At 72.8% G+C, this 22,654-nt stretch carries 25 protein-coding genes; 5 read left to right on the top strand and 20 right to left on the bottom strand.

The window, feature by feature from the left end:
* Window positions 1-8: 8 nt before the first annotated feature.
* The 4 genes from ABD998_RS07145 to ykgO all read right to left on the bottom strand — a co-directional run bounded on the left by ABD998_RS07145 (window position 9) and on the right by ykgO (window position 2,993).
* Window positions 9-905, bottom strand: a complete 897-nt coding sequence (locus ABD998_RS07145; protein ID WP_345438252.1) for a metal ABC transporter permease — start codon at window positions 903-905, stop codon at window positions 9-11.
* Between the two features lie 2 nt (window positions 906-907).
* Window positions 908-1,738 (bottom strand): metal ABC transporter ATP-binding protein, encoded by an 831-nt coding sequence (locus tag ABD998_RS07150; protein ID WP_345437482.1) that lies wholly within the window; start codon window positions 1,736-1,738, stop codon window positions 908-910.
* A gap of 67 nt (window positions 1,739-1,805) precedes the next feature.
* On the bottom strand, window positions 1,806-2,774 hold the full coding sequence (locus tag ABD998_RS07155) for a metal ABC transporter solute-binding protein, Zn/Mn family (protein WP_345437483.1): 969 nt from the start codon (window positions 2,772-2,774) through the stop codon (window positions 1,806-1,808).
* Window positions 2,775-2,870: 96 nt separating this feature from the next.
* On the bottom strand, window positions 2,871-2,993 hold the full coding sequence (ykgO, locus tag ABD998_RS07160; protein ID WP_345437484.1) for a type B 50S ribosomal protein L36: 123 nt from the start codon (window positions 2,991-2,993) through the stop codon (window positions 2,871-2,873).
* 77 nt (window positions 2,994-3,070) lie between these two features.
* On the opposite strand from ykgO, the gene ABD998_RS07165 reads away from it, so the two are divergent.
* Window positions 3,071-4,090, top strand: a complete 1,020-nt coding sequence (locus ABD998_RS07165) for a GTP-binding protein (RefSeq protein WP_345437485.1) — start codon at window positions 3,071-3,073, stop codon at window positions 4,088-4,090.
* Between the two features lie 9 nt (window positions 4,091-4,099).
* Here ABD998_RS07165 and ABD998_RS07170 read toward each other — a convergent pair whose 3' ends face one another.
* From ABD998_RS07170 to fepB, 11 genes are all read right to left on the bottom strand, one after another.
* Window positions 4,100-4,741, bottom strand: a complete 642-nt coding sequence (locus tag ABD998_RS07170; protein WP_345437486.1) for a GntR family transcriptional regulator — start codon at window positions 4,739-4,741, stop codon at window positions 4,100-4,102.
* Between the two features lie 62 nt (window positions 4,742-4,803).
* Window positions 4,804-5,067 carry a helix-turn-helix domain-containing protein gene (locus tag ABD998_RS07175; RefSeq protein WP_345437488.1) on the bottom strand — a complete coding sequence of 88 codons (264 nt, stop codon included), beginning with the start codon at window positions 5,065-5,067 and terminating at the stop codon, window positions 4,804-4,806.
* A 125-nt stretch (window positions 5,068-5,192) separates the two neighbouring features.
* Complete coding sequence (locus ABD998_RS07180) at window positions 5,193-6,488, bottom strand: dihydrolipoamide acetyltransferase family protein (protein ID WP_345437490.1); 1,296 nt, start codon at window positions 6,486-6,488, stop codon at window positions 5,193-5,195.
* A 12-nt stretch (window positions 6,489-6,500) separates the two neighbouring features.
* Window positions 6,501-7,481 (bottom strand): alpha-ketoacid dehydrogenase subunit beta, encoded by a 981-nt coding sequence (locus tag ABD998_RS07185; RefSeq protein WP_345437492.1) that lies wholly within the window; start codon window positions 7,479-7,481, stop codon window positions 6,501-6,503.
* Window positions 7,478-8,617, bottom strand: coding sequence for a thiamine pyrophosphate-dependent dehydrogenase E1 component subunit alpha (locus ABD998_RS07190; RefSeq protein ID WP_345437494.1), 1,140 nt, complete (start codon window positions 8,615-8,617; stop codon window positions 7,478-7,480). Before ABD998_RS07190 ends, ABD998_RS07185 begins: the two co-directional genes overlap by 4 nt.
* 116 nt (window positions 8,618-8,733) lie before the next feature.
* Window positions 8,734-9,798: a histidinol-phosphate transaminase gene (locus ABD998_RS07195; protein ID WP_345437496.1), complete on the bottom strand. Its 1,065-nt coding sequence runs from the start codon at window positions 9,796-9,798 to the stop codon at window positions 8,734-8,736.
* A complete protein-coding gene (locus ABD998_RS07200) occupies window positions 9,795-10,997 on the bottom strand; it encodes an enterochelin esterase domain-containing protein (protein WP_345437498.1) in 1,203 nt (400 codons plus the stop codon). Before ABD998_RS07200 ends, ABD998_RS07195 begins: the two co-directional genes overlap by 4 nt.
* Complete coding sequence (locus tag ABD998_RS07205) at window positions 10,994-11,809, bottom strand: ABC transporter ATP-binding protein (protein ID WP_345437500.1); 816 nt, start codon at window positions 11,807-11,809, stop codon at window positions 10,994-10,996. Before ABD998_RS07205 ends, ABD998_RS07200 begins: the two co-directional genes overlap by 4 nt.
* The gene (locus ABD998_RS07210; RefSeq protein ID WP_345437502.1) at window positions 11,806-12,849 is read right to left on the bottom strand and encodes a FecCD family ABC transporter permease; all 1,044 of its coding nucleotides are present in this window, start codon (window positions 12,847-12,849) and stop codon (window positions 11,806-11,808) included. Before ABD998_RS07210 ends, ABD998_RS07205 begins: the two co-directional genes overlap by 4 nt.
* Window positions 12,846-13,793: a FecCD family ABC transporter permease gene (locus ABD998_RS07215; RefSeq protein WP_345437504.1), complete on the bottom strand. Its 948-nt coding sequence runs from the start codon at window positions 13,791-13,793 to the stop codon at window positions 12,846-12,848. Before ABD998_RS07215 ends, ABD998_RS07210 begins: the two co-directional genes overlap by 4 nt.
* A gap of 89 nt (window positions 13,794-13,882) precedes the next feature.
* The gene (fepB, locus tag ABD998_RS07220; RefSeq protein WP_345437506.1) at window positions 13,883-14,875 is read right to left on the bottom strand and encodes a Fe2+-enterobactin ABC transporter substrate-binding protein; all 993 of its coding nucleotides are present in this window, start codon (window positions 14,873-14,875) and stop codon (window positions 13,883-13,885) included.
* Between the two features lie 198 nt (window positions 14,876-15,073).
* On the opposite strand from fepB, the gene ABD998_RS07225 reads away from it, so the two are divergent.
* Entirely contained in the window at window positions 15,074-15,763 is a 690-nt protein-coding gene (locus ABD998_RS07225; RefSeq protein WP_345437508.1) for a helix-turn-helix transcriptional regulator, read from the top strand.
* 63 nt (window positions 15,764-15,826) lie between these two features.
* Window positions 15,827-16,225: a phage holin family protein gene (locus ABD998_RS07230; protein ID WP_345437510.1), complete on the top strand. Its 399-nt coding sequence runs from the start codon at window positions 15,827-15,829 to the stop codon at window positions 16,223-16,225.
* Here the strand turns inward: ABD998_RS07230 and ABD998_RS07235 are convergent.
* Both ABD998_RS07235 and ABD998_RS07240 read right to left on the bottom strand, forming a co-directional pair.
* Window positions 16,191-17,507 (bottom strand): hypothetical protein, encoded by a 1,317-nt coding sequence (locus ABD998_RS07235; RefSeq protein ID WP_345437512.1) that lies wholly within the window; start codon window positions 17,505-17,507, stop codon window positions 16,191-16,193. The two genes, ABD998_RS07230 and ABD998_RS07235, sit on opposite strands and share 35 nt — an antisense overlap.
* Entirely contained in the window at window positions 17,507-17,767 is a 261-nt protein-coding gene (locus ABD998_RS07240; protein WP_345437514.1) for a hypothetical protein, read from the bottom strand. Before ABD998_RS07240 ends, ABD998_RS07235 begins: the two co-directional genes overlap by 1 nt.
* Before the next feature lie 198 nt (window positions 17,768-17,965).
* On the opposite strand from ABD998_RS07240, the gene purB reads away from it, so the two are divergent.
* A complete protein-coding gene (purB, locus tag ABD998_RS07245; RefSeq protein ID WP_345437517.1) occupies window positions 17,966-19,348 on the top strand; it encodes an adenylosuccinate lyase in 1,383 nt (460 codons plus the stop codon).
* A gap of 7 nt (window positions 19,349-19,355) precedes the next feature.
* Here the strand turns inward: purB and ABD998_RS07250 are convergent, their stop codons facing one another.
* Window positions 19,356-19,811 (bottom strand): MerR family transcriptional regulator, encoded by a 456-nt coding sequence (locus ABD998_RS07250; RefSeq protein ID WP_345437519.1) that lies wholly within the window; start codon window positions 19,809-19,811, stop codon window positions 19,356-19,358.
* 59 nt (window positions 19,812-19,870) lie between these two features.
* Here ABD998_RS07250 and ABD998_RS07255 point away from each other — a divergent pair, with 59 nt between their 5' ends.
* A complete protein-coding gene (locus tag ABD998_RS07255) occupies window positions 19,871-20,758 on the top strand; it encodes an NAD(P)/FAD-dependent oxidoreductase (protein WP_345437521.1) in 888 nt (295 codons plus the stop codon).
* Between the two features lie 24 nt (window positions 20,759-20,782).
* Here ABD998_RS07255 and ABD998_RS07260 read toward each other — a convergent pair whose 3' ends face one another.
* On the bottom strand, window positions 20,783-21,556 hold the full coding sequence (locus tag ABD998_RS07260; RefSeq protein WP_345437523.1) for an FHA domain-containing protein: 774 nt from the start codon (window positions 21,554-21,556) through the stop codon (window positions 20,783-20,785).
* Window positions 21,549-22,625: an RDD family protein gene (locus tag ABD998_RS07265; RefSeq protein WP_345437525.1), complete on the bottom strand. Its 1,077-nt coding sequence runs from the start codon at window positions 22,623-22,625 to the stop codon at window positions 21,549-21,551. Before ABD998_RS07265 ends, ABD998_RS07260 begins: the two co-directional genes overlap by 8 nt.
* Window positions 22,626-22,654: the final 29 nt, after the last annotated feature.

The following is a 22,654-nucleotide window of genomic DNA, read 5'->3' on the forward strand; positions in this document are numbered from 1 at the left end:
CCGCGCGGCTATCCGACGGCCGGGGCGGGGCTGGACGCGGGCTGTGCGTCGGCGACGCGGACGGCACGGTCGCGACGCCACGCGACGAGACGGCAGACCCCCCAGATCGCGAAGGAGATCGTCGTGATGTAGGGGCTCACGGGAAGCGTCCCCGCGATGGCGAGGAGGATGCCGCCCACGGCCGACACGAAGCCGAACAGCGCAGACAGCAGCGGGACGGCGAGCGGGCCGTGGCTCACGCGCATCGCGGCGGCGGCGGGGGTCACGAGGAGCGCCATCACGAGGAGGGCGCCGATGATGTGCACGGCGACGGCGACGATGAGGCCGAGCAGGAGCATGAAGAGGATGCTGAGCCGCCGCGTCGGAACGCCGCGCGCCTCCGCCGACTGCGGGTCGAGCGAGTCGAACCGGAGCGGGTTCCAGACGAGCAGGAGCCCGACGAACACGACGGCGCTGATGGCGATGAGCCATCCGAGGTCGGGGTTCGAAACCGACACGATCTGCCCCGTCAGGAGGCTGAAGCGGTTCGCCGACCTGCCCTCGTACAGCGAGAGGAAGAGGATGCCGAGGCCGAGGCCGAACGGCATGAGCACGCCGACGACCGAGTTGCGGTCCCGGGCCCTTGCGCCGAGGGCGCCGATGAGGAGCGCCGCGACGACGGCTCCCGCGAGCGAGCCCACGACGACGCTTCCGCCGAACAGCAGCGCTGCCGCCGCACCGGCGAAGGAGAGCTCGCTCACGCCGTGCACGGCGAACGCCATGTCGCGCTGCATGATGAACACGCCGATGAGCCCGCCCACGATGCCGAGCGCGGCGGCCGCGACGATCGAGTTCGAGACGAGCTGCAGCAGCGCTCCGTAGTCATCGAACGAGAACACGTCGCTCCACTCGACGGCGGGGAGGATGGTCACGCGTGGGCCTCCGCGTCGTGGTGGGCATGGTCGTGGTGCTCGTGCGGATGGTGCGGCTCGGCGTCGGGGATGCCGACGACCACGAGGCGGCCGCCGGCCCGCAGGACCTGCACGGGGGCGCCGTAGAGGTCGCTCAGCACGTCGGCGCGGAGGACCTCGTCGGGCGTTCCGAGCGTGAAGCGCCCGCCTGCGATGTAGAGGATGCGGTCGACGGAGTCGAGCACCGGGTTGACGTCGTGGGTGACGAACAGGACGGCGGCCGAGCGTTCGCGCCGCTCACGGTCGATGATGGCGCTCACGGCCTGCTGGTTGGCGAGGTCGAGGCTGGAGAGCGGCTCGTCGCACAGCAGCAGGCTGGGCGCATCGACGAGCGCCTGCCCGACCCGCAGGCGCTGCTGCTCGCCGCCGGAGAGCGAGCCGACGGGGTCGTCGGCGTAGCGGGTGGCGCCGACGGCCTCGAGCAGGGCGTCGACGCGGGCGCGGTCTCCGCGGCGGGGGATCGGAAGGCCGAAACGCGCGCCGTTGACGCCGAGCGCGACGAGGTCGCGCGCGCGCAGGCTCGTGCCAGGCACGAACGGCCGCTGCTGGGGGATGTACCCGATGCGGCGGCTGCCGCGACGGACGGGGCGACCCTCCACGCGGATCTCGCCCGCGCTCAGCTCGCGCAGGCCCAGGACGGCGCGGAGCAGCGTCGTCTTGCCGGAGCCGCTGGGCCCCAGCACCGCCACGAACTCGCCCGGCCGGACGGAGAGGTCGAGCCCCGACCACAGCTCGCGTCCACGCAGGTGCAGGGCGGCGCCGCGGATGTCGAGCACGGGATCGGTCACATCGCTCACCCTATCCCCGGATCGATAATCATTCTCTGCGAGCGGAGCCGGCCCGCGCCCGAGGACCTCATCCCGCGAGAGCGGTCTCCAGCGCGTCGATGTTGGCCGTCATCCACGACACGTAGGTGTCGCCGTCCGGCAGCGTCTCGCCGTACTCGACGACGGGCACGCCCGCCGCCTCCGCGGTCTCGATGACGCGGGTCGACTCGGCGCCCGCCGTCTGCGTGTTGGTCACGAGCACGTCGACCTCGCCGCCCTCGATCGACTCGATCGCGGCGAGGAGGGTCGCGGGCGCGACATCCTGCCCCTCCTCGACCGCCTCGGCGAAGCCCTCGGTCGTCACGTCGTCGAGGCCGGCCGCTTCAGCGAGGTAGCCGCCGACGGGCTCCGTGAAGAACACGGTCTCGCCCTCGTGCGCCGAGGCGACCTCGGCGAGACGGTCGTTCAGTCCCTCGACGTCCGCGACGAGCGCCTCCGCGTTCGCGGAGATGTCGTCGGCGGCGTCGGGCAGGAGCTCCTCGAGCTCGGTCGCGAGCGCCTCGACGAAGTGCTCGACGGCATCGGGGTCGTACCAGACGTGCTCGTTGAAGCCCTCGATGTGGTCATGCCCCTCGTGCGCGTCTTCCTCCTCATCGGAGTGGTCGTGCTCCTCCTCTGCCTCGCCGTCGGCGGGGTAGGCGTGCGAGTACTCGACGACCTCGAGCACGTGCTCGGTGCCGGCCGCCTCGACGAGCTCCTCCATGAAGGAGTCGTATCCGCCCCCGTTGAGGATGGCGATGTCGGCGCCGTCGACGGCGAGCTGATCGCGCGCGGTCGCCTCGTAGGAGTGCGGGTCCTGCGTCGGGGAGTCGATGACGGCCGTGACCTGGGCGGCGTCGCCGACGAGCTGCTCGGCGAGCGAGGCGTACACGCTCGTCGAGGCCACGATCTGGAAGGCCTCGTCGCCGGCGGCCTCGTCGGAGGTCGTCGCGCAGCCCGCGAGGGCGACGGCGGAGACGGCGAGGAGGGCAGGAGCGAGCAGTCGGCGTTCGGGCATGAGGGCGATCATACTCGGAATGAGAATCGTTCTCAAATCGCTCGCACTACCCCGCCGGGACACCCCGCACCCCTGGGCGACCGAGGCAGGCACGCGTCAGCCCTGACGGCCCTTGAAACGCGGATTCAGCCTGTTGATGACGTAGACGCGGCCCCGCCGACGGACGACCTGCGCGCCGGGCTGGTTCTTGAGGGACTTGAGCGATGCACGGACCTTCATGACGACCTCCGTTAGTGAGAATGGTTCTCATTAAGGTAGCGTGTCCCGCAGCCGCCGTCCACAGAGGAGGAGACCGCATGCCGCAGACCGATGTGCTCGCCGTGGTGGGAACCTGCCCGCCCGAACGCCACCGCTACGCGGCGGGCCTCGCCGCCGACACGGCGCGCACGTTCTTCCCCGCGGCCCGTCTGGCGATGGCGCTCGACCCCGTCGACGAGGCCCTCGCGCTCGCCCCGTGGGCGGAGACCTCGGCCGGTGCCGTCGTGGAGTTCCCCACGGGGACTCCCGTCACCGAGGTCATCGGAGAGTTCGCCCACCCGTCATCGCCCGCACGACTCATCGGGATCACGTGCGTCGTCGACGCCCCTCATCTCCTCGACGATCTCGGCCGCGACGACTACTTCGCCCACCGCGCACCGGGCGGCGCCCGCACCTACCGGGCATGCGCCCTCGCTGCCGTCACGCACATCGAGTACGCGTCCACGATCGTCCTCGTCGGGTGGGACGCCCTGACGACGCCCGACCTGTCGCGCACACTCGCCATCCTGAGCGCCCTCAGCCCCCGCGCGCGCCTGCGCCTGCACCCCGCGCCCTTCCCCGCACCCGAGCAGCCGGCCGAGTACGCCGCCGCGCAGGAGCGGCCCGGGTGGATCGCCGTGCTGAACGACGACCACGCACCGCACATGACCGACCAGCGGGTGTCCGCGCTCCGCTACGAGGCGCTGCGTCCGTTCCACCCCGCCCGGCTCGCCGCACTCCTCGACGGGCGGATCGAGTCAGGCGACTTCGGCACCGTCCTCCGCTCCGCCGGATTCTGCCGCCTCGCGACCCGCCCCGGCACCGTCGCCCACTGGGAGCACGTCGGCCGCATGTTGTCGTTCCAGCCCCTCGCGACCGACGCAGAGCTCGGGGCGGACGACGAGCTGCTCGCGGCCGGGCAGGACATCGCCTTCCTCGGCCTCGACCTCGACGGCCGCGCGCTCTGCGCCGCCCTCGACGCCGCCTGCCTCACGGACGACGAGGTCGCAGCCGGCCGCGCTGCGTGGGCGCTCCTCGATGACCCGTTCCCCGCGTGGGAAGAGGCCGGCACCGATTGATGCCGCACGTCAGCGAAGCAGCCTGCGGGCGTGAACCTCGACCCGGGCGGCGTCCCCGGCGTCCAGCGCCGCAATGAGGCTCTCCGCTTCGTGATCGCGCACCATAGGCGGCATCTCCGCGAAGCTTGCACGCTGCAGCGCGCGCCGACAGGCGTTTCGCTCGTCCCGCCACACCTTGCTGAGCTGCACGTTCGACGCGCACTCTACGACGACGTCCATGAGGATGACGGCACGGGCGGCGACGTCGCCCGCGTCGCGGCCTCCCAATGCGGTGGACACCCGCCGGAGCGCCGTCGCGATCGCGCTCTTCTCGCCACGAGTAGCACGCGTGCTGGCGAGGGCGAGACCGAACGCCAGCTCTCTCGCGAGCCACGCCCAGATGGCCTCCGCGGACTCCGCGTCGACCCGCGTGACGCGCGTATAGCGGCTGACGGACGACTCGATGAGCCCCTCGTACTCCAGCCGCATGATCGCCTCGCGCACGGGCATTCGGGACACTCCCAGCCGCTCCGCGATCTCCGCATACCGGATCCGGTAGCCGTCCGGCAGATCCCCGCGCACGATCTCATCGGCGACGAGATCATGTGCGATGTCGCTGATCCTCGTGGGAGAGAAGACCAGCTCGCCGTAACCGGGCTCCCCCTCACCCACAGGCTGTCACGCTACCGTTTATATGCCGCACAGAGGAAGCATGCCCATTTCCGGCGCTGCTGTCAACGCAGGCGCCTCCTCTGCGGGTGCAATGCGCTGGCGTACGGATGGCGGCCGGCGGGAAGCGCGCCCCGATCCGCGCCGTGCACAAGGGCCCCCACCTCCACATCGAGCGCGATGGCGATCTGGAGCAGGGTCATCAGCGTCGGATTGCCGCGGCCTCGCTCGATCCGCTGCAGATGGCTGATGTCGAGGTCGGCGCATGCCGCGAGACTGCGGACGCTCAGGGATCTCGCCGATCGGAGCTCCGCGATCCGGGCGCCCACGATCTCGGTTGCCGACGACGTACTCACCTCGACAACGCTAATCTCCCGCCGATTCCGCGGAGCAGGCTTGACAACGGCCGTCGATGCTCGCGGATGAGGACGGGACCGGGGCCCGACAGCGACGCTCAGTCGAGCAGCAGCGCCGGCTCCTCCAGCACGGAGGCGATGTCCGCGATGAACCGGCTGATCTTGTCGCCGTCGATGATGCGGTGGTCGAACGATCCCGACACCGTCGTCACCCAGCGGGGGCGCACCTCGCCGTCGACGACCCATGGCTTCTGCCGGATGGCGCCCATCGCGATGATGCCGGCCTCGCCCGGGTTGATGATCGGCGTGCCCGCGTCCATCCCGAAGACGCCGATGTTCGTGATCGTGATCGTCCCATCGCGCTGGTCCTCGGGGGTCGTCTTCCCCTCGCGCGCCGTCACCGTGAGGCGTTCCAGCGCCTTGGCGAGATCGTGCATGGACAGATCCTGCGCGTCCTTGATGTTGGGCACGAGCAGCCCGCGCGGCGTCGCCGCGGCGATGCCGAGGTTCACGTAGTGGCGCACGTGGATCTTCGCGCCGTCCGGCTCCTCGACCCACGTCGCGTTGATCATCGGCGTGCGGCGGATGGCCCACATGACGGCACGCGCCACGATCAGCAGAGGCGACACCTTGACGTCGGCGAAGTCGGGCGACGCCTTGAGGCGCTTGACGTACTCCATCGTCCGCGTCGCATCGACGTCGGTCCACACCGACACGTGCGGAGCCGTGTAGGCGGAGCCGACCATCGCGGTCGCCGTCGCCTTCCGCACGCCCTTCACGGGGATGGACTCGAACCGCCCGAGCGCGACCGGCGCCGCCGCGACGGGGATGGTCTCCTCCCGCACCTCCGGCCACTCCGGTGTCGAGATGTTGCGGAAGACGGACGCCTGCTCGGCGTGCTTGACGACGTCGTCGCGCGTCACCTCCCCCGCCTGCCCCGTCGGGCGGATGTCAGAGAGCTCGACACCGAGATCGCGCGCGAGCTTGCGCACGGGCGGCTTCGCGAGGACGCCCACGGTCGCGACCGCGGGATCCTCGGGCTTGCGCCGACGACGCCGCGCACCCGCCGCGGATCCCGACCCGTAGCCGACGAGCACGGACCCGCCGCCCTCCTCTGCGGCGGGCGCCGGGGCTCCCTGCGCGGGAGCAGTCTCTGCCCCGTCGTCGACGATCGTGATGATGGCCGTGCCGACGTCGACCGTCTCGCCTTCGCCCACGAGCAGCTCGCCCACGACGCCCCCGTAGGGCGACGGCAGCTCGACGACCGATTTGGCGGTCTCGATGTCGGCGACGACGTCGTTGACGTCGAGGGCGTCGCCGGGCTTGACGCGCCACGCGACGATCTCGGCCTCCGTGAGGCCCTCGCCGACGTCGGGGAGGTGGAAGGTCTGCATCGGTCGATCCTCTCAGTACGCGAGCGCGCGGTCGACGGCCTCGAGCACGCGCTCCGCATCGGGCAGGTAGGCGCCCTCGAGCTTGGCGGGCGGGAACGGCACGTCGAAGCCCGACACCCGCAGCACGGGCGCCTCGAGCGAGTAGAACGCGCGCTCCGTGACGGTGGCCGCGATCTCGCTCCCGAGGCTCGTGAAGCCGGGCGCCTCCTGCGCGTAGACCATCCGCCCCGTCGCCCGCACCGACTCGACGATGGGGTCGTAGTCCACGGGCGACAGCGAACGCACGTCGACGACCTCGCAGCTCGTGCCGTCGGCCTCGGCGAGCGCGGCCGCCTCGAGCAGCGTCGTGACCATGGCCCCGTGACCGACGAGGGTGATGTCGGCGCCCTTGCGCACGACGCGGCTGGCGTGCAGCGGCGCGGAGCGCGACTCGCGGTCGACCTCGCCCTTCGGCCAGTACCGGCTCTTCGGCTCCATGAAGATCACGGGATCGTTCGAGCGGATCGCGTCCTGGATCATCCAGTACGCGTCGTCGGGCGTCGAGGGGCTGACCACGCGCAGGCCCGGCGTGTGGGCGAAATACGCCTCCGGGCTCTCCTGGTGGTGCTCGACGGCTCCGATGTGCCCGCCGTAGGGGATGCGGATGACGATCGGGAGCGACAGGGCCCCCTCGTGCCTGTTCGTCAGCTTCGCGAGCTGCGTCGTGATCTGGTCGAACGCGGGGAAGACGAATCCGTCGAACTGGATCTCGATGACGGGACGGAACCCGGTCATCGCGAGGCCGATCGCCGTGCCGACGATGCCCGACTCGGCGAGCGGCGTGTCGAGCACGCGGTTCTCGCCGAACTCGGCGAGGAGCCCCTCCGTGATGCGGAAGACGCCGCCGAGGCGGCCGATGTCCTCGCCCATGAGGAGCACACGGGGATCGTCGGCCATCGCCTGGCGAAGGCCCGCGTTGAGCGCCTTGGCGAAGGTCAGGGTCTCCCGGCTCATGCCGTTCCCTCCTCGAAGGACGCCTCGTAGTCGGAGAGCCAGCGGCTCTGCTCGTCCATCAGGGGATGCGGATCGGAGTAGACGTGCGCGAACATGCTCGCCGTCGTCGGCTCGGGAAGCTCGGTGATGCGCGCACGCAGGTCGGCGGCGACATCGGCCCCCTCGGCGTCGACGTCGGCGAAGAACGCCTCGTCCGCGCCCCGGCCGGCGAGGTAGGCGCGCATGCGCGCGATCGGGTCGCGCTCGGCCCAGGCCTCCTCCTCGCTCGACGTACGGTACTTCGTGGGGTCGTCGCTCGTCGTGTGCGCACCGCGCCGGTACGTGACGGCCTCGATGGCACGCGGACCCGGGGTCGAGCGGGCCTCGTCGAGCGCGACGCGCGTTGCCGCGTAGCTCGCCAGCACGTCGTTGCCGTCGATGCGGACGGAGGGGATGCCGTATCCGGCGGCGCGCTCGGAGAACGGCGCACTGGCCTGCGTCGTGACCGGCACCGAGATCGCCCACTGGTTGTTCTGCAGGAAGAACACGGTCGGGCTCTTGTACGACGCCGCGAACACCATCGCCTCGTGCACGTCGCCCTCACTCGATGCGCCGTCGCCGTAGTAGACGATGACCGCCTCGTCGCGCTCGGCGTCGCCCGTGCCCGTCTTGCCGTCGAAGTTCAACCCCATCCCGAAGCCCGTCGCGTGCAGCGTCTGCGACCCGAGCACGAGCGTGTAGATGTGCGTGTTGCCGTTGCGGGGATCGGTCGGATCCCAGCCGCCGTGCGTGAGACCGCGCATGAGCTTGATGATGTCGAGGCTGTCGACGCCGCGGATGCGGGTGACGACGTGCTCGCGATAGGAGGGGAAGACGTGGTCCTGCGGTCGGGACGCCCGCGCCGATCCGACCTGCGCCGCCTCCTGGCCGAGCGACGGCGGCCACAGGGCGAGCTGCCCCTGGCGCTGCAGCAGGGTCGCCTGCTGGTCGAAGGCCCGGATGGTCGACATGTCGCGGTAGAACCGCTCCAGCTCGGCGTCGGGCAGCGCCTCGATGATCGGGAGGTAGCGCTCGGCGGCGGGCGATGGGGCGATCCGCCCGTCCGCGCCGAGGATGCGCACCGTCGCCGGGTCGGTGAGGTAGTCGGGCGAAGTCACGCCCTCCACGCTAGTGCTCCCCGGGGAGCGACGCGTTCGGACGGTGTGAACAACAGGTCACAGGATTCGTCGGGAGGTGTCCACAGTCGTATGCGCGACGGCGGATGCGGCGTGTGTCAGCGGGCGGACTCGGCGACCTGGAGGATGCGCGCGACCGCCTCCTCCTCGCCGACGGAGATGCGCACGCCCTCCGGGAAGGGGCGCACGATGACCCCCGCATCCTCGAACGCGCGCGCGACGTCCGCGGATGCGCCGTCGAGCCACACGAAGTTCCCCTGCGCGTCGGGCACGCGCCATCCGAGCGCGCGCAGCCCGGCCGCGAGCGCGTCGCGACGGACGACGATCTGGCGCACGCGCTCGGCGAGCTCGTCGTGGACCTCGAGGCTCGCGAGCGCGGCCGCCTCCGCGTGGGCCGTGACCGACAACGGGATGGCGGTGCTGCGCGCCGCGTCGAGCACGCGCGGGTGGCCGATCGCGTAGCCGACGCGCAGGGCCGCGAGCCCGTACGCCTTCGAGAAGGTGCGGAGCACGACGACGTTGGGGTGGGTCTCGAAGACGCGCTCGGCGAGCCCGTCGACGGCGCCGTCCGCTGTGACGAACTCGGCGTACGCCTCGTCGAGCAGAACGAGGACGTCGGAGGGGATGCGCGCGAGGAACGCGGAGAGCTCGTCGCTCGTGACGACGGGCCCCGTGGGGTTGTTGGGGGTGCACACGAGCACGACGCGCGTGCGGTCGGTCACGGCCGCGGCGAGCGCGTCGAGATCGTGCCGGCCGTCGGCGAGGTTCGGCACGGGGACGCCCGTCGCGCCGGCGACGAGCACGAGGCTCGGGTACGCCTCGAACGACCGCCACGAGTAGACGACCTCGTCGCCCGCCCCCGCCGCGGCCTGGATGAACGCGGCGAGCAGCGACACGCTCCCGGCGCCGATGACGACGCCGTCGGCCTCGACGCCGTACCGCTCGCCGAGGCGGGCACGCAGCCGCGCCGCCGTCGCGTCGGGGTACCGGTTGAGCGCGTCGGCCGCGTGGACGGCGTCGACGACGCCGGGGAGCGGGTCGAAGGGGTTCTCGTTGCTGGAGAGCTTGAACCCGCCTGCGCCCGCCGCCTTGCCCTGCCGGTACGGCGGGAGGGCGGCGATCTCGGGGCGGATGCGCGGGAGGACGGGCTCGGGGGTGCTCACGGCTCGATTCTAGAGAGCGACCGGCCGAGCACGACGTCGAGGCCGTCGAAGAGCGCGTCCGACCACCACGCGTAGTCGTGACCTCCCGCGCGCTGCTCGCCGGTGACGACGGCGCCCGCGCGCTCCGCCGCGTCCGCGAACATCTCCGCCTGCGCGGAGAGGTCGTGCTCCTCCGCACCCGCCTGCACGTGCACCCTCGCCGTCACGCGGAGCGCGCCCAGACGTCGGATGAGGTCCCCCGGCTCGGTCGCGTCGCGTCGGCGCTCCTCGCCGGCGCGGAACTGGAACGAGCCCGACTGCGCGACCGCGGCGGAGACGAGGTCCGGGCGCAGCACGGCGAGGGAGGCCGCGGCGAGGCCGCCGTAGCTCTGACCGGCGACGACCGTGTCGCGCGCGCGCGGCCAGCGTCGTCGTGCCGCGGGCACGACGACCTCCTCGACGAGCGACGCGATCCGCTCGGGATGCGGGAGCAGATCGGCGCGCTGCGGCCCCGAATCCACGAGCAGGACGGCGAGGGGCGGGCCATCCCGTTGCGCGAGTGCTGCCGCGAGCGGCAGGCCGCGCCACGTCTCGCCGTCGAACAGGACGAGGAGGTGCGCCGGCTCGTCGTCGGGGTCGATCGCCCAGAGCGGATGGCGCGTGTCGAGCCGGACCGGCTGTCGCGCGCCGCCCGCGTCGCGGCGCGCCGCGCGCCATGCCGGGTGCTGCCGTGATGCGGGCATCCGCAGCACGCTGGAGCGGCGCCCGAGCGGGTTGGGCAGCGTCTCCGATCCGAGCGGATCGGGAACGCCCGCCTCGTGGATGCGGAGCCATCCGGGACGGTCGCGGCCCGCATCGACGGGCAGGTGCCCGGCTTCGACGATGCGGTAGCTCGCGACGAGCTCATCGGGGAGCAGCACGCTCACGTGGTGCACGTCGGTGCCGCCGATGCGGGCGAACCGGGCGGCCGTGATGTCCTCGCGGTGCCGGTCGGTCACGGAGTTGATGTGCACCATGGCCTCGGTGCCGCGCCGTGTCGGACGCCACAGGAACGACGTCTCGCGGAAGCCGTCGACGAGCCCGCCGAGCACGGGAGCCGTCGTGTGACGATCCCAGAACCCCGGCGTGCGCGCGTCGGCCAGGAGCGCCTCCGGCTCGACCCGGATGGGCGAGCCGTCGGCTCGGAAGGGGGTGCGCGGCGCACGCGGCCACCTGCTCACCGTGCGCCCTCCTCGGCGAACGACCCCAGGGGGATGACGAGGGGAGTTCCGGAGACCGGATCCGGGACGACGCGGCACGCCAGGCCGAACGCCTCCTCCACGCCCTCCTCGGTCAGCACCTCGGAGGGCGCGCCCTCCGCGAGGACGGCCCCCTCGCGCATGACGACGAGCCGGTCGGCGTAGCGCGCGGCGTGGTTGAGCTCGTGCAGCACGGCGACGATCGTGACCCCGTGCTCGCGATTGAGCCGTCGGCACAGCTCGAGCACATCGATCTGGTGCGCGATGTCGAGGTACGTCGTGGGTTCGTCGAGCAGCAGCAGGGGCGTCTCCTGGGCGAGCACGGTCGCGATCCAGACCCGCTGGCGCTGCCCGCCCGAGAGCTCGGCGACATGGCGGTCGGCGAGGTCCGCCACGCCCGTGGCCTCCATCGCCTCGCGGACGGCGCGCTCGTCGTCGCGCGACCACTGCCGGAAGAAGCTCTGGTGCGGGTAGCGTCCGCGCGAGACGAGATCGGACACCGTGATCCCGTCTGGCGCCGTCGCGGTCTGGGGAAGCAGCGCGAGACGGCGCGCCACCCGTCGTGCCGCGATGTCGGCGAGCGGGACGCCGTCGAGGGTCACGACGCCCGCCGTCGGCGCCAGTACGCGGCTGAGGGCGCGGAGCAGGGTCGACTTCCCGCACGCGTTGGGCCCGATGATCGCCGTGAAGGCGCCGGGCGCGATGTCGATGTCGAGCCCCGTGGCGACCGGTCGGCCGTCGTAGCCGAGGTCGAGGCCCGTACCCGCCAGGCGGGGGATGTCTGCTGTCGTCATATGCGGGTCGTCCTGCGGGTGAGAAGCCAGATGAGGTAGACGCCTCCCACGACACCCGTCATGAGGGCGACGGGGACGCGGAGGCCGAACGGGAGCGACTGCGCGGCGAGGTCCGCGCCGACGAGGAGCGCCGCGCCCGTGAGCGCCGATCCGGCGATCGGCACACCGGGAGCGCGCAGGAGCCGGCGGGCGATATGAGGGGCGGCGAGCGCGACGAAGCTGATGGGCCCGCAGACGGCGGTGGCGACGGCGGCCAGGGCGACCGCGACGAGCAGGGCGAGGCGGCGCACCGCCGCCGTGCGCACGCCGACCCCGACGGCGAGGTCGTCGCCGAGCTCCATCACGTCGAGCCGGCGCGCGAGCACGACGAGCACGGGCGTGAGGACGAGGAACGCGATCGTCGCCGTGAGCGCCTGCGCCCAGGTGCGGCTGTTGAGGGTTCCCGTCAGCCAGATCTGGGCGGCGACGGCCGACTCGGCGGACGAGCGCGTGAGCAGCACGCTGTTGAGCGCGGCGAGGAGCGCGCCGGCGCCGATGCCGACGAGGATGAGCCGATAGCCGGCGTCGCCCCCGCGACCGGCGGCGAGCGCGGCGACGACGAGCGCCGTGACGACGCCGCCCGCGACGGCGCCGAGCGCGACGAGCAGTCCGGTGGCGCCGACGACCGTGATCATGACGACGGCGCCCGTCGCGGCACCCGTCACGAACCCGATGATGTCGGGCGAGCCGAGGGCGTTGCGCGAGAGCGACTGGAAAACCGCGCCCGAGACGGACAGCGAGGCGCCGACGGCCATGCCCGCCACGAGACGCGGCAGGCGCACGTTCACGACGATGGCCGCCACGCGCGCCTCCGCGTCGCCCGCGGCGACCGCCGCGAGGTCGTCCACACCGAGCGGCGTGGTGCCGGTGAGCATCCCGAGGACGCCGAACACCGCGCACGCGACGAGGAGGACGAGCGAGACGGCGACCGAGCGGGGGCGCCAGCGCATCGAGAGGGAGCCCGCGCGCACGACGCGCTCGCCGGGGATGACGACCGTCACAGTGTGGGCACCTTCCTGCGCCGGACGAGCTGGATGAACACCGGCGCGCCGATGAGGGCGCTCACGATCGACGCCTGCAGCTCGCTGGGGAGCACGAGCACGCGCCCGATCACGTCGGCGGCGAGCAGGAGCGCCGCGGCGACGAGGGCGCAGAACGGGACGAGCCGCACGTATCCGGGGCCGACGAGGGCACGGCCGATGAGCGGGGCGGTGAGGCCGACGAACCCGATGGGACCGGCCGCGGCGGTGGCGGCGCCGGCCAGCAGCACGACGGAGACGCCGGCGAGCAGCCAGGTGCGGCGGGGCGAGACCCCCAGCGCCCGACCGAACTCGGCGCCCATCGCGAGAGCGTCGAGCGAACGTGAGATCGCCAGGGCGATGCCGAGGCCCACGACGATCGCGATGGCGACAGGGGGCACCACGGCGCCGTCCCTGCCCTGGAACGACCCGGTGTCCCAGAAGCGGAACCGGTCGAAGACACCCGGGAAGTTCACGAGGACCGCCGACGTGTACGCGCCGAGCACGACGCTCATCGCCGCTCCGGCGAGCACGAGGCGCACGGGGTTCGAGGCGTGCTGCAGGGCCCCGCCGAGCGCATAGACGGAGACGGCGGCGAGAGCGGCGCCCGCGAACGCGAACCAGATGTACGCCTCGATCGTGACGGAGCCGACGACGAGCATGCCGGTGACGACGGCGGCGGACGCGCCCGCGTTGACGCCGAGCAGACCGGGCTCCGCGAGCGGATTGCGGGTCATCGCCTGCATCACGGCCCCCGCGACGCCGAGCGCAGCCCCGACGAGGATGACGAGCAGGGTGCGAGGCAGGCGCAGCAGCTGCACCGTGAGGTGCGCGTCGTCGGTCGGATCGGGCGCGATGAGCGCCTGCCAGACCGTGGCTGGGTCGATCGCGCGCGAGCCGACGACGATGCTCAGCACGGCGAGCACCGCGATGAGCGCGAGGACGGCCGCGAGCCGCCCCGCCCCGCGCCCCGCAGGGCGCCGGGCGGGGCGGGGGCGTTCGAGCGTGTCGATGGTCAGGCGCCGAAGTCGGCGGCGATCGTGTGCACCACGTCGAGCGCGCTGTAGTAGTCGATGCGGAACGAGGTCGCGCCGAGCGGGTGCACGGCACCCGACTCGACGGCGGGGGCGTTGGCGAAGAGGGCCTCGTCGAGCAGGTCCGCCTTCGTGTCGTCGTCGCCGTTGACGAGGAAGACCGTCTCGCCCGTGAGGGTCGCCACGGCGTTCTCGATCGAGACGAATGCGAAGTCCTGGCGCTCCGTGGGCGCCGTGTCGAGCTCGTCCGGCGCATCGGCGATCGTGAAGCCGAGGGCCTCGAGGAGATCGGCGTGAGGGCCTCCGAGCTTGGCGAAGGCGACGTCGTTCTCGGTGCCGTAGTAGACGATCGCGTTCGCCTCACCCTCCGGAACCTCGATCGTGTCGGCGACCTCGGCGACCTCGGCGTCGTAGGACGCGACGGCCGCGTCCGCCTCGTCCTCGAGCCCCGTGGCCTCGCCCAGGATGTCGGCGACGTCCTGCCACGACTTGTCGCCGTAGTTCACCGCGACGACGGGGGCGATCTCGGAGAGCTGGTCGTACGCCTCGGCGGTCGCGTCGGCGCCCGTGGTCGAGATGACGATGAGGTCGGGGGCTGCCGCGATGACGGCCTCCAGGTCGAGCTCGAGGCCGGGGTACAGCACGCCCACACCCCGCTCGTCGGCGACGTCCGCCCACTGGGCGAAGAAGCCCTGGTCGTCGGTGAGCTCGCCGTCGGGGGTCGTCGCCGCACTCGCGGTGAGGGGCGCGTCGATCGCGAGCAGCGTGCCCGTCAGAGTGATGGAGGTCGAGACGATGTTCTCTGGCTGAGCCTCGATCGTCGTCTCGCCGAGCTCGTGCTCGATCGTGCGCGGCCACGACCCCTCGTCGGCGGCGGTCGCCGCGTCGTCGGCGGGGGCGGAGCAGCCCGCGGCGGCGAGGGCGAGGGTGCCCGCGACCGCGAAGGCGGCGGAGCGGCGGATGGTGCGGATCATGGCTTCCTCTCGGGAACGCCCGTGTCGGGCGAAGGGATCTGCGCCGCGCCCACGGCGGTGCCGGCGCGCATCATCGGGCGCTCAGGGCGACGGCGGCAGCGATAGCTTAGGCTTGCCTAAACAGCACTCCGTTGCTCTTGCCGGACAACCGATCCCTCCTCCTGGACATCCATGCGCGCTCCCGCTCTCGTCGATTCCGTGACGCACCGGCACGATGCGCACGAGCTCACCTGGCTCGCGGCGGGCGAGCTGCAGGTCGACATCGGCGGCCGCGCCTGGAAGGTCGACGCGGCAAGGGCGCTCTGGATCCCCGCGGGCGTCGCGCACACGGTGCGTCCGGGCCGCGACGCGCTCGCCCTGCCGCTGTTCTTCCCGGCCGACCGCTGGACGAGCCCGCATGATGCGCCGCGCACCATCCGCCGCAGCGCGCACCTCGACGCCCTCGCCCGCACGCTCGCCCAGCCCGGGCTCGCGACCCCGTCCGCCCTCGCGGTGTGCCGTGCACGCATGCTCGACCTCGTCGCGGAGGGGGACGAGCAGCTGCCCATGCCGCTCGACCCCCGGGCGCGCGAGATCGCCGACGCCCTCGTCGCCGACCCGTCGCGCCCCGAGACGCTCGAGGAGTGGGGACGCGTCGCCCACGTGAGCGCGAAGACCCTGCAGCGCTCGTTCGCGTGCGAGACCGGACTGCGCTTCCCCGAGTGGCGCACCCTGCTGAGGCTGCAGACGGCGCGCCGTCTGCTCGACTCCGATGAGACGGTGGCCGAGGTCGCCGCGCACGTCGGCTATGCGAGCTGCACGGCGTTCATCGACGCCTTCCGCCGCGCCTACGGCACGACCCCCGCCCGGCTGCGACGCAGCGAGCGGGCGCGCGGGCCGCGCAGCTGAGCTCCGCGATCCGTCAGGCGGGTCGCAGGGTCGGGACACAGGGTGCGGTGCGAGACTCGCCGCATGCGCTTCGTCATCCGCGTCGTCGTCAACGCGTTCGCATTCTGGATCCTGGCCGGCATCCCCGTCCTGTCGGTCACGGTGACGCCCTTCGCGCCCGGCGAGACCGTGCAGCTCGTGCTGACGCTGCTCGCCATCGCCGCATTGTTCGCCGTCGTGAACACGATCGTCGGCACCGCCATCAAGATCGTGGCGTTCCCGCTGTTCGTGCTTACCCTGGGTCTCATCTCCCTCCTCCTGAACGGCGTGCTGCTCTGGGTGACCGCCTGGATCATGGGGCCGTGGGGCTGGGGGCTCGCGCTCGGCGGTTTCTGGCCCGCCGTGCTCGCCGGCATCCTCCTCAGCGTCATCAACTGGGTGTTCGGGCTCATCCTCCGCCCGCAGGAGAAGCGCTCCCGCTGACGCCCTCCGCGGCGCGCTCCGACACCCGTAGGCGCTCTGGCAGGAACTCGAAGACCTCGACCGTCTGAGCGCCGCCGAGCTCTGCGATGCGCGCGGCGAGCTCGGCCGCGCGCGGATCGCCCGACGCGTCGAATGCACGGGCCGTCTCGACATAGGCGTCGAGACGGTGCACCGAGACGGCGAGGTCTCGGAGCGCGGGCACCGGCTCGTGCGGATGCGATACGACCACGCTGCCCTCGGCCCCCGTGCGGTAGGGGTAGCCGCCCGCGAGAAGGGCGACGGGGTCCTCCTCATGGCGGATGGTCGCCATGAGCGTCTCGCCGCCGCCGTGCGCCTCGACGGGGGCGCCGAGCGTCACGAGCGTCTGCACGTCGTACCGCCCCTCGGCGGCGAGCCAGCTCGCGATCATCGCCCCCTGCGACAGCCCCGTGGCGTGCAGCACGTCGCCGTCGCGCGCGCCGGCGGCGGCGAGCGCGTCCTCCACGGCCTGGAACGCCTGTGATCGCCCGCCCCCGTACAGCTCCAGGTTCGAGCCCCAGTCGAGCACCGTGCCGCCCTCGCCCTGCGTGCCGGCGACGTACACGGCGAACTCGCGCCGTCCGTCGTCCCAGGTGTAGCGCTCGACGCGGATGGTCGCGGTCCCGCCGTCGGGGACTCGCGCGGCCACGTCGCCGACGGTCGCCGGCGCCGTTCCCGGCACCCCCTGCACGCCGGGGCGCAGGCGCGGGTGCGCCGACGCGCCCCGCAGCTGCGCTCCCCTGTCGATGCGCCCCGCCCCGTGCGCGGTCGGCTGATGGAGCAGGGCTCCGAGGAGGGTCCGTGCCGTGAAGCTCAGCGGAGCGCCGACGGCCGGGATCCAGCTGAGCGGGAGGAACTGCGCGTTCACAGACAGCTCGTCGTCGCTCCGCCACGTGCGCAGCAGTCGCTCCGCCTCGTCGCCGGCGCCCGGGCTGCGCGCTTCGAGCTCGACCATCCGCAGCCGCACCTCGCGGTCGAGGCGCTCGCTCTCCGCACGAGCCTTCAGCTCGACGAGCTCGTAGGCGTCGGCCGCGAACCGGAGCGCCCCGGCGACCCCCTCGATCTGCTCGGCCTCCGCGTCGACGGCGACGGCCTGGGCGAAGAGCCCGTCGAGAGTCACGGGAAGGTGCTCGAGAGCGGCCGCCACCGCGCGCACCCGCTCGCCCGCCTCCGCGACGGCGCGGCCTCGGACGGACACCTCCGTCGCGACACGCCGCAGGTCGGCCGGATCGACCGACACCGCCCCTCCCGATCCGATATCCATCAGCCGATCGGATGCAGGAGCGCGAGCGGAGTGGTGTCGAGCGCCGAGCCCTCCCCCTCGATCCGGTCGGCGAGAGCGTACAGCGCGAGCGCCCGTTCCCTGGCCGTCTCGCGGAACAGCGCGGCCGCCTCCGAGACCCACGCCGCACCGTCCGCGACGGCGCCGAGCGCCGCGGCCGCCGTGCGCAGCTCCTGTGCGGCGGTCGCGGCGCCCGCCTGCGCCGCGCCGATCGCCGCCTGCGCGTCCTCGTCTGCGAACATGCTCCCAGCGTGACGCCGCGCGAGCGGCGGCGGACAGGGCTGCGGGGATCTGTGGACGAGTCGCCGCGTGTCGTCGGGCTGGGCACGGAGCACCGCGCCCCCAGTATGATCGGAGGGCCAGCCGCGCCGCTGCCCGTCCGGTGGATCCGGCCCCGGCCATCCGCACGGGCGCGCGACCGTCTCGATCCGGAGGCCGAAGTGACCGCTTTCCCCATCCAGCCCCTGAGCCCCCTCGACGGCCGATACCAGGGCGTCGTGTCGCCCCTGGGCGAGTACCTCTCGGAGGCCGGCCTCAACCGCGCCCGCGTCGAGGTCGAGGTCGAGTGGATCATCACCCTCGCGAACAACTCCCTGTTCGGCGCGACGCCCCTCACGCAGGACGAGAAGGCGCGGCTGCGAGCCCTCTACCTGACGTTCGGACAGGAGGAGATCGACTGGCTCGCCGAGCGCGAGGCCGTCACACGCCACGACGTCAAGGCCGTCGAGTACCTCGTGCGCGACCGTCTCTCCCAGCTCGGCCTCGACGCCATCGCCGAGCTCACCCACTTCGGATGCACGAGCGAGGACATCAACTCGCTCGCGTACGCCCTCACCGTCAAGCGCGCCGTCGGCGACGTGTGGCTTCCCGCCCTGAAGTCGGTCGTCGAGACGCTGCGCGCGCTGTCGCTCGAGCATGCCGACGCCGCGATGCTGTCGCGCACGCACGGCCAGCCCGCGACTCCCACGACCATGGGCAAGGAGCTCGGCGTGTTCGTCTGGCGCCTCGAGCGCGTCATCGCGCAGCTCGAGGCAACGGAGTACCTCGGGAAGTTCTCGGGCGCCACGGGCACCTGGTCGGCCCACCTCGCGGCGGCGCCCCACGTGGCCTGGCCGAACATCGCGCGCGGCTTCGTGGAGTCGCTCGGCCTGACCTTCAACCCCGTCACGACGCAGATCGAGTCGCACGACTGGCAGGTGGAGCTGTACGACCGCGCGAAGCACGCCGGCGGCATCCTCCACAACCTCGCGAGCGACATCTGGACCTACATCTCGCTGGGATACTTCGCGCAGATCCCCGTCGCGGGCGCCACGGGCTCGTCGACCATGCCGCACAAGATCAACCCGATCCGCTTCGAGAACGCCGAGGCCAACCTCGAGCTCGCGGGAGGGATCTTCGCGACGCTCGCGCAGACGCTCGTGACGTCGCGACTCCAGCGCGACCTCACCGACTCGACGACGCAGCGCAACATCGGCGTCGCATTCGGGCACTCGCTGCTCGCGCTCGACAACCTGCGCCGCGGGCTGGGCGAGATCTCGCTCTCGCGCGACGTGCTGCTCGCCGACCTCGACGTCAACTGGGAGGTGCTCGGCGAGGCCATCCAGACCGCCGTGCGCGCGGAGGTCGTCGCCGGCCGGTCCACGATCACCGACCCGTACGCGCTGCTCAAGGAGCTCACGCGCGGCCGCCGCGTCGGCGCGGCCGAGCTCGCCGAGTTCGTGAACGGCCTGGAGATCGGCGACGAGGCCAAGGAGCGCCTCCTCGCCCTCACGCCCGCGACCTACACGGGTCTCGCGGAGCAGCTCACGCGCACGTATCTCTGAGCCGGGGTCAGGCGCCGGCCCCGGCGCGCGCGGGCCCTCGCTCGTGCGCGCCGAAGGCCATGCCTCGTCGCGTTCCGGCGACGATGTCGGCGACGTTCGCCCGGAAGCCCGGGCAGGTCGAGATGTCGTGCGATCGGCACTCCAGCGCGTGGCGCGCCATCGCCCGCGAGCGCTCGAGCGCCGCGATGCTCTCGTCGATCTCGGCGAGACGGCGTTCGAGCACGTCGTGGCGCCCCGTGGCTCCGCCGTCCACGAGGGCGCGGATCTGATCCAGGCCCATCCCGGCGGCCTTGCTCGCGAGGACGACCGCGACCCGATACGCGTCCGCCTCCGTGTAGCGGCGGCGCCCGGCGCCGTCGCGCTCGGGAGAGAGCAGCCCCCGGTCCTCCCAGTGCCGCAGCACGTGCGTCGCGAGCCCGAACCGCTCCGCGAGCTCGCCGATCATCCAGCCGTTTGACTTCATGTCGACATGAAGTCACACACTGGCCTCCTCCCGCAACCCCGACCGGAAGGAGCACGCACATGCACGACGTCGCGATCATCGGAGGAGGGCCCGCCGGCCTCCAGGCCGCGCTCACGCTCGGCCGGATGCACCGGACCGTCGCCCTCGTCGACTCCGGCGCATACCGCAACGACCCCACGAGCGCCCTCCACAACCTCATCGCGCACGACGGGCAGGCGCCCGCCGACCTGCGCGCAGCCGCTCGCCGCAACCTCGACGCCTACGCGACCGTGGAGGTGATCGGTGCACGGGTCGCGCGAATCTCGGGCGAGCTCGGCGCCTTCTCCCTCGCCCTCGACGACGGACGCGTCGTCGAGGCGGGCCGCCTCGTCCTCGCGACGGGCGTCGCCGACGCGCTCCCGGCCGTCCCCGGGCTCGCGGAGCTGTTCGGCGACCTCGTCGCGCACTGCCCGTTCTGCCACGGCCACGAGTTCGCCGGGCGCCGCGTCGGCATCGTCGGGGCGGGCGATCACGGCCAGCGCCTCGCCGCCATGCTCGCCCCGATCGCCTCCGAGGTGGTCATCCTGCCCGGCGACGGCGAGGCGTCCGAGGCAACGACCTCCGTGCGCCCCGGTCGCATCGAGCGGATGGCCCAGGCCGACGACGGTGTGGAGGTGCGGTTCGCAGACGGCACGCGGGAGGAGTTCGCCGGGCTGTTCACCGCGACGGTCTGGCGGCAGGCCGCGCCGTTCGCGGCGGAGCTGGGGCTCGAGGTCAGCGAGGTCGGAGGGGTCCGCGTGGACGCGTTCGGCCGCACGAGCCGCCCTGGTGTCTACGCCGCGGGCGACATCGCGCAGCCGGCGGGGATGCCGGGGCCGATGCACGCGGTCGCCGCGGCGATCGCATCGGGCCAGCTCGCCGGCGTGGCCTGCGTGCAGGATCTCGTCGCCGAGGCGCTCGCGAGCTGAGCGGGTCGTCGCCGCGCGGACTCGTCAGTCGTCTTCGACGGCGTTGCGCACGGCCTCGTCGTCGAGGAGCGGCAGATCGGCGCGCGTGACGAGCTGCGACGACACGGCGTACTCGACGAGGCGCGCGCGGCGGTTCGTCGCGAGCTTCCCCGGGCCGCCGCGAAGGCCCTGCACGCCCATCCGGTCGAGTTTGTCGCAGACATTGTCGAGCTTGCGGTTGAACTTGCTCATGGTCCAGCCCAGGCGCGCGGCGGCCGCGCTCGACGAGGGCAGCTCGCTGACGCTGACGCCCTCGCGGCGCAGCATCGGCTCGGCGAGCGCCACGATGAGCACGCGCTGCAGGGGCGTGAAGCTCACAGGCATGACGGTCGCCTCGCCGCTCATCGACGCCTGCACCTGGCCCGAGACGGCGTAGTGCGCCTCCTCGGTGTGCAGCGCGATCTCGTAGGTGGTCGGCCCTGCCGTGAACACGATGACGCTCTGCGCGAAGACGACCGGCATGCGCGCACCCGGCGACAGCCACGACTGCACGGCGCCGCCCGCGCTCGACACGGTCGCGGCGAGCCGGGAGCCGACGTTGGCGAGCCACCACAGCCCGTCGTGGAACGACAGCTCCAGGAAGTGCCGGTGGAGGTACTGGTTGTCGTCGACCTCGAGGTCGCCCTCACGGCCGATCGTGAACCGCCCGCGCGGGCTCACGGTGAACCACTCGCCCGCGAACTCGACGCGCAGCGGCCTCTCGGCGCCCGGCACGGTGTCGGTGGGGATCTCTCCTGTCGAGAGGGGATTGTCAGCCATGGAGGACCTCCATCGTGCGGTCGCCGAAGCGAATGCGGTCGCCGGGATAGACGGGGAAGGGGATGTCGGCGACAGCGGGATGCTCGACGCCGGATCGGATGACCGACGTGCCGTTGCCGGAGCGGCGGTCGGTGACCGTCATCCCCGCTGTTCGGACGTCGAGGACGAAGTGGGTCTTGGAGACCGAGCGGGCGCCATCCTGCACGGGCAGGGCGTAGGCGACCGCCTCGCCGGGCTCGGCGACCGGCAGGCGACCGATGAGGCAGCGCCCCGCGAGGAGGTACTCCTCGCCCGTGTCGAGGCGCACGCGGATGCGCGCGGGCGGGAAGGGATCGGGCGCCTCGGGGGCGAGGACGGGCGCGGACGGCGCGGCGCGAGCGGGTGAGGACGGCGCGGGACCGGAGGGCGCGCCTGGATGCGCGGCGCGTCCGGGGACGGAGTCGATGAGGCCCTGCCCGGCACGCCCGGCCGGCGCGGCCTCGACGGCGGCGCCCGCCGGAGCGGCAGGAGCGGGTGGAGCCGAGCTCGCCGGCGTACTCGGCGCGGCCGTCACGCGGGCGCGGGCACGGCCGCGGGCGGCCTCGAAGGCGACGGCGTCGAAAGGGTCGACGGCGCGCAGGTCGATCAGCCAGGCCCGCGCGGCGCGGTCGTGCCATCCGCGCCCGCGCTTCTCGCGGTCCCACAGCGGGGAGAGGAGCAGCACGACGGTGCCGACGACGGGCACGACACCCGACGCCGCGACGAGCGCCGCCTTCTCCACCGCCCGCCAGAAGCCGATCGCCCTCAGCGTGTCGGCGCGCACCGTGCGGATCCGCAGCAGCTGCTTGCCGAAGGTCTGGCCGCGACGGCCGTGCGAGCCGAGCTGCACGAGGCCGTACACGACGAGGAGGAGCGCGCCGATCGCGGCGATGAGGATCCACAGCAGCTCGCCGTCGAGGATGTCGCGGGGCGCGATCGCGACGGGCGCCGAGAAGACGAGCGCCGGCAGGGCGTCGACGAGCGCCGCGGCCATCCGCCGGCCGGTGGGCGCTGGCCGCAGACCGAGCTGCGCGGCGCGCGCGGCGCTCACGGGAGTCGGCTCAGGCGCCGCCTCCCGTG

The sequence above is a fragment of the Microbacterium gilvum genome, from assembly GCF_039543865.1.
GTDB classification, from domain to species: Bacteria; Actinomycetota; Actinomycetes; order Actinomycetales; family Microbacteriaceae; genus Microbacterium; species Microbacterium gilvum.

Bases quoted from the DNA above. Each gene is read 5' to 3' on its own strand.
- fepB (WP_345437506.1), bottom strand. From the start codon at position 14,875: ATGATCCGCACCATCCGCCGCTCCGCCGCCTTCGCGGTCGCGGGCACC.
- ABD998_RS07205 (WP_345437500.1), bottom strand. From the start codon at position 11,809: ATGACGACAGCAGACATCCCCCGCCTGGCGGGTACGGGCCTCGACCTC.
- ABD998_RS07230 (WP_345437510.1), top strand. From the start codon at position 15,827: ATGCGCTTCGTCATCCGCGTCGTCGTCAACGCGTTCGCATTCTGGATC.
- ykgO (WP_345437484.1), bottom strand. From the start codon at position 2,993: ATGAAGGTCCGTGCATCGCTCAAGTCCCTCAAGAACCAGCCCGGCGCG.
- ABD998_RS07255 (WP_345437521.1), top strand. From the start codon at position 19,871: ATGCACGACGTCGCGATCATCGGAGGAGGGCCCGCCGGCCTCCAGGCC.
- ABD998_RS07180 (WP_345437490.1), bottom strand. From the start codon at position 6,488: ATGCAGACCTTCCACCTCCCCGACGTCGGCGAGGGCCTCACGGAGGCC.
- ABD998_RS07250 (WP_345437519.1), bottom strand. From the start codon at position 19,811: ATGAAGTCAAACGGCTGGATGATCGGCGAGCTCGCGGAGCGGTTCGGG.
- ABD998_RS07155 (WP_345437483.1), bottom strand. From the start codon at position 2,774: ATGCCCGAACGCCGACTGCTCGCTCCTGCCCTCCTCGCCGTCTCCGCC.
- ABD998_RS07260 (WP_345437523.1), bottom strand. From the start codon at position 21,556: ATGGCTGACAATCCCCTCTCGACAGGAGAGATCCCCACCGACACCGTG.
- ABD998_RS07165 (WP_345437485.1), top strand. From the start codon at position 3,071: ATGCCGCAGACCGATGTGCTCGCCGTGGTGGGAACCTGCCCGCCCGAA.
- ABD998_RS07240 (WP_345437514.1), bottom strand. From the start codon at position 17,767: ATGTTCGCAGACGAGGACGCGCAGGCGGCGATCGGCGCGGCGCAGGCG.
- ABD998_RS07235 (WP_345437512.1), bottom strand. From the start codon at position 17,507: ATGGATATCGGATCGGGAGGGGCGGTGTCGGTCGATCCGGCCGACCTG.
- ABD998_RS07185 (WP_345437492.1), bottom strand. From the start codon at position 7,481: ATGAGCCGGGAGACCCTGACCTTCGCCAAGGCGCTCAACGCGGGCCTT.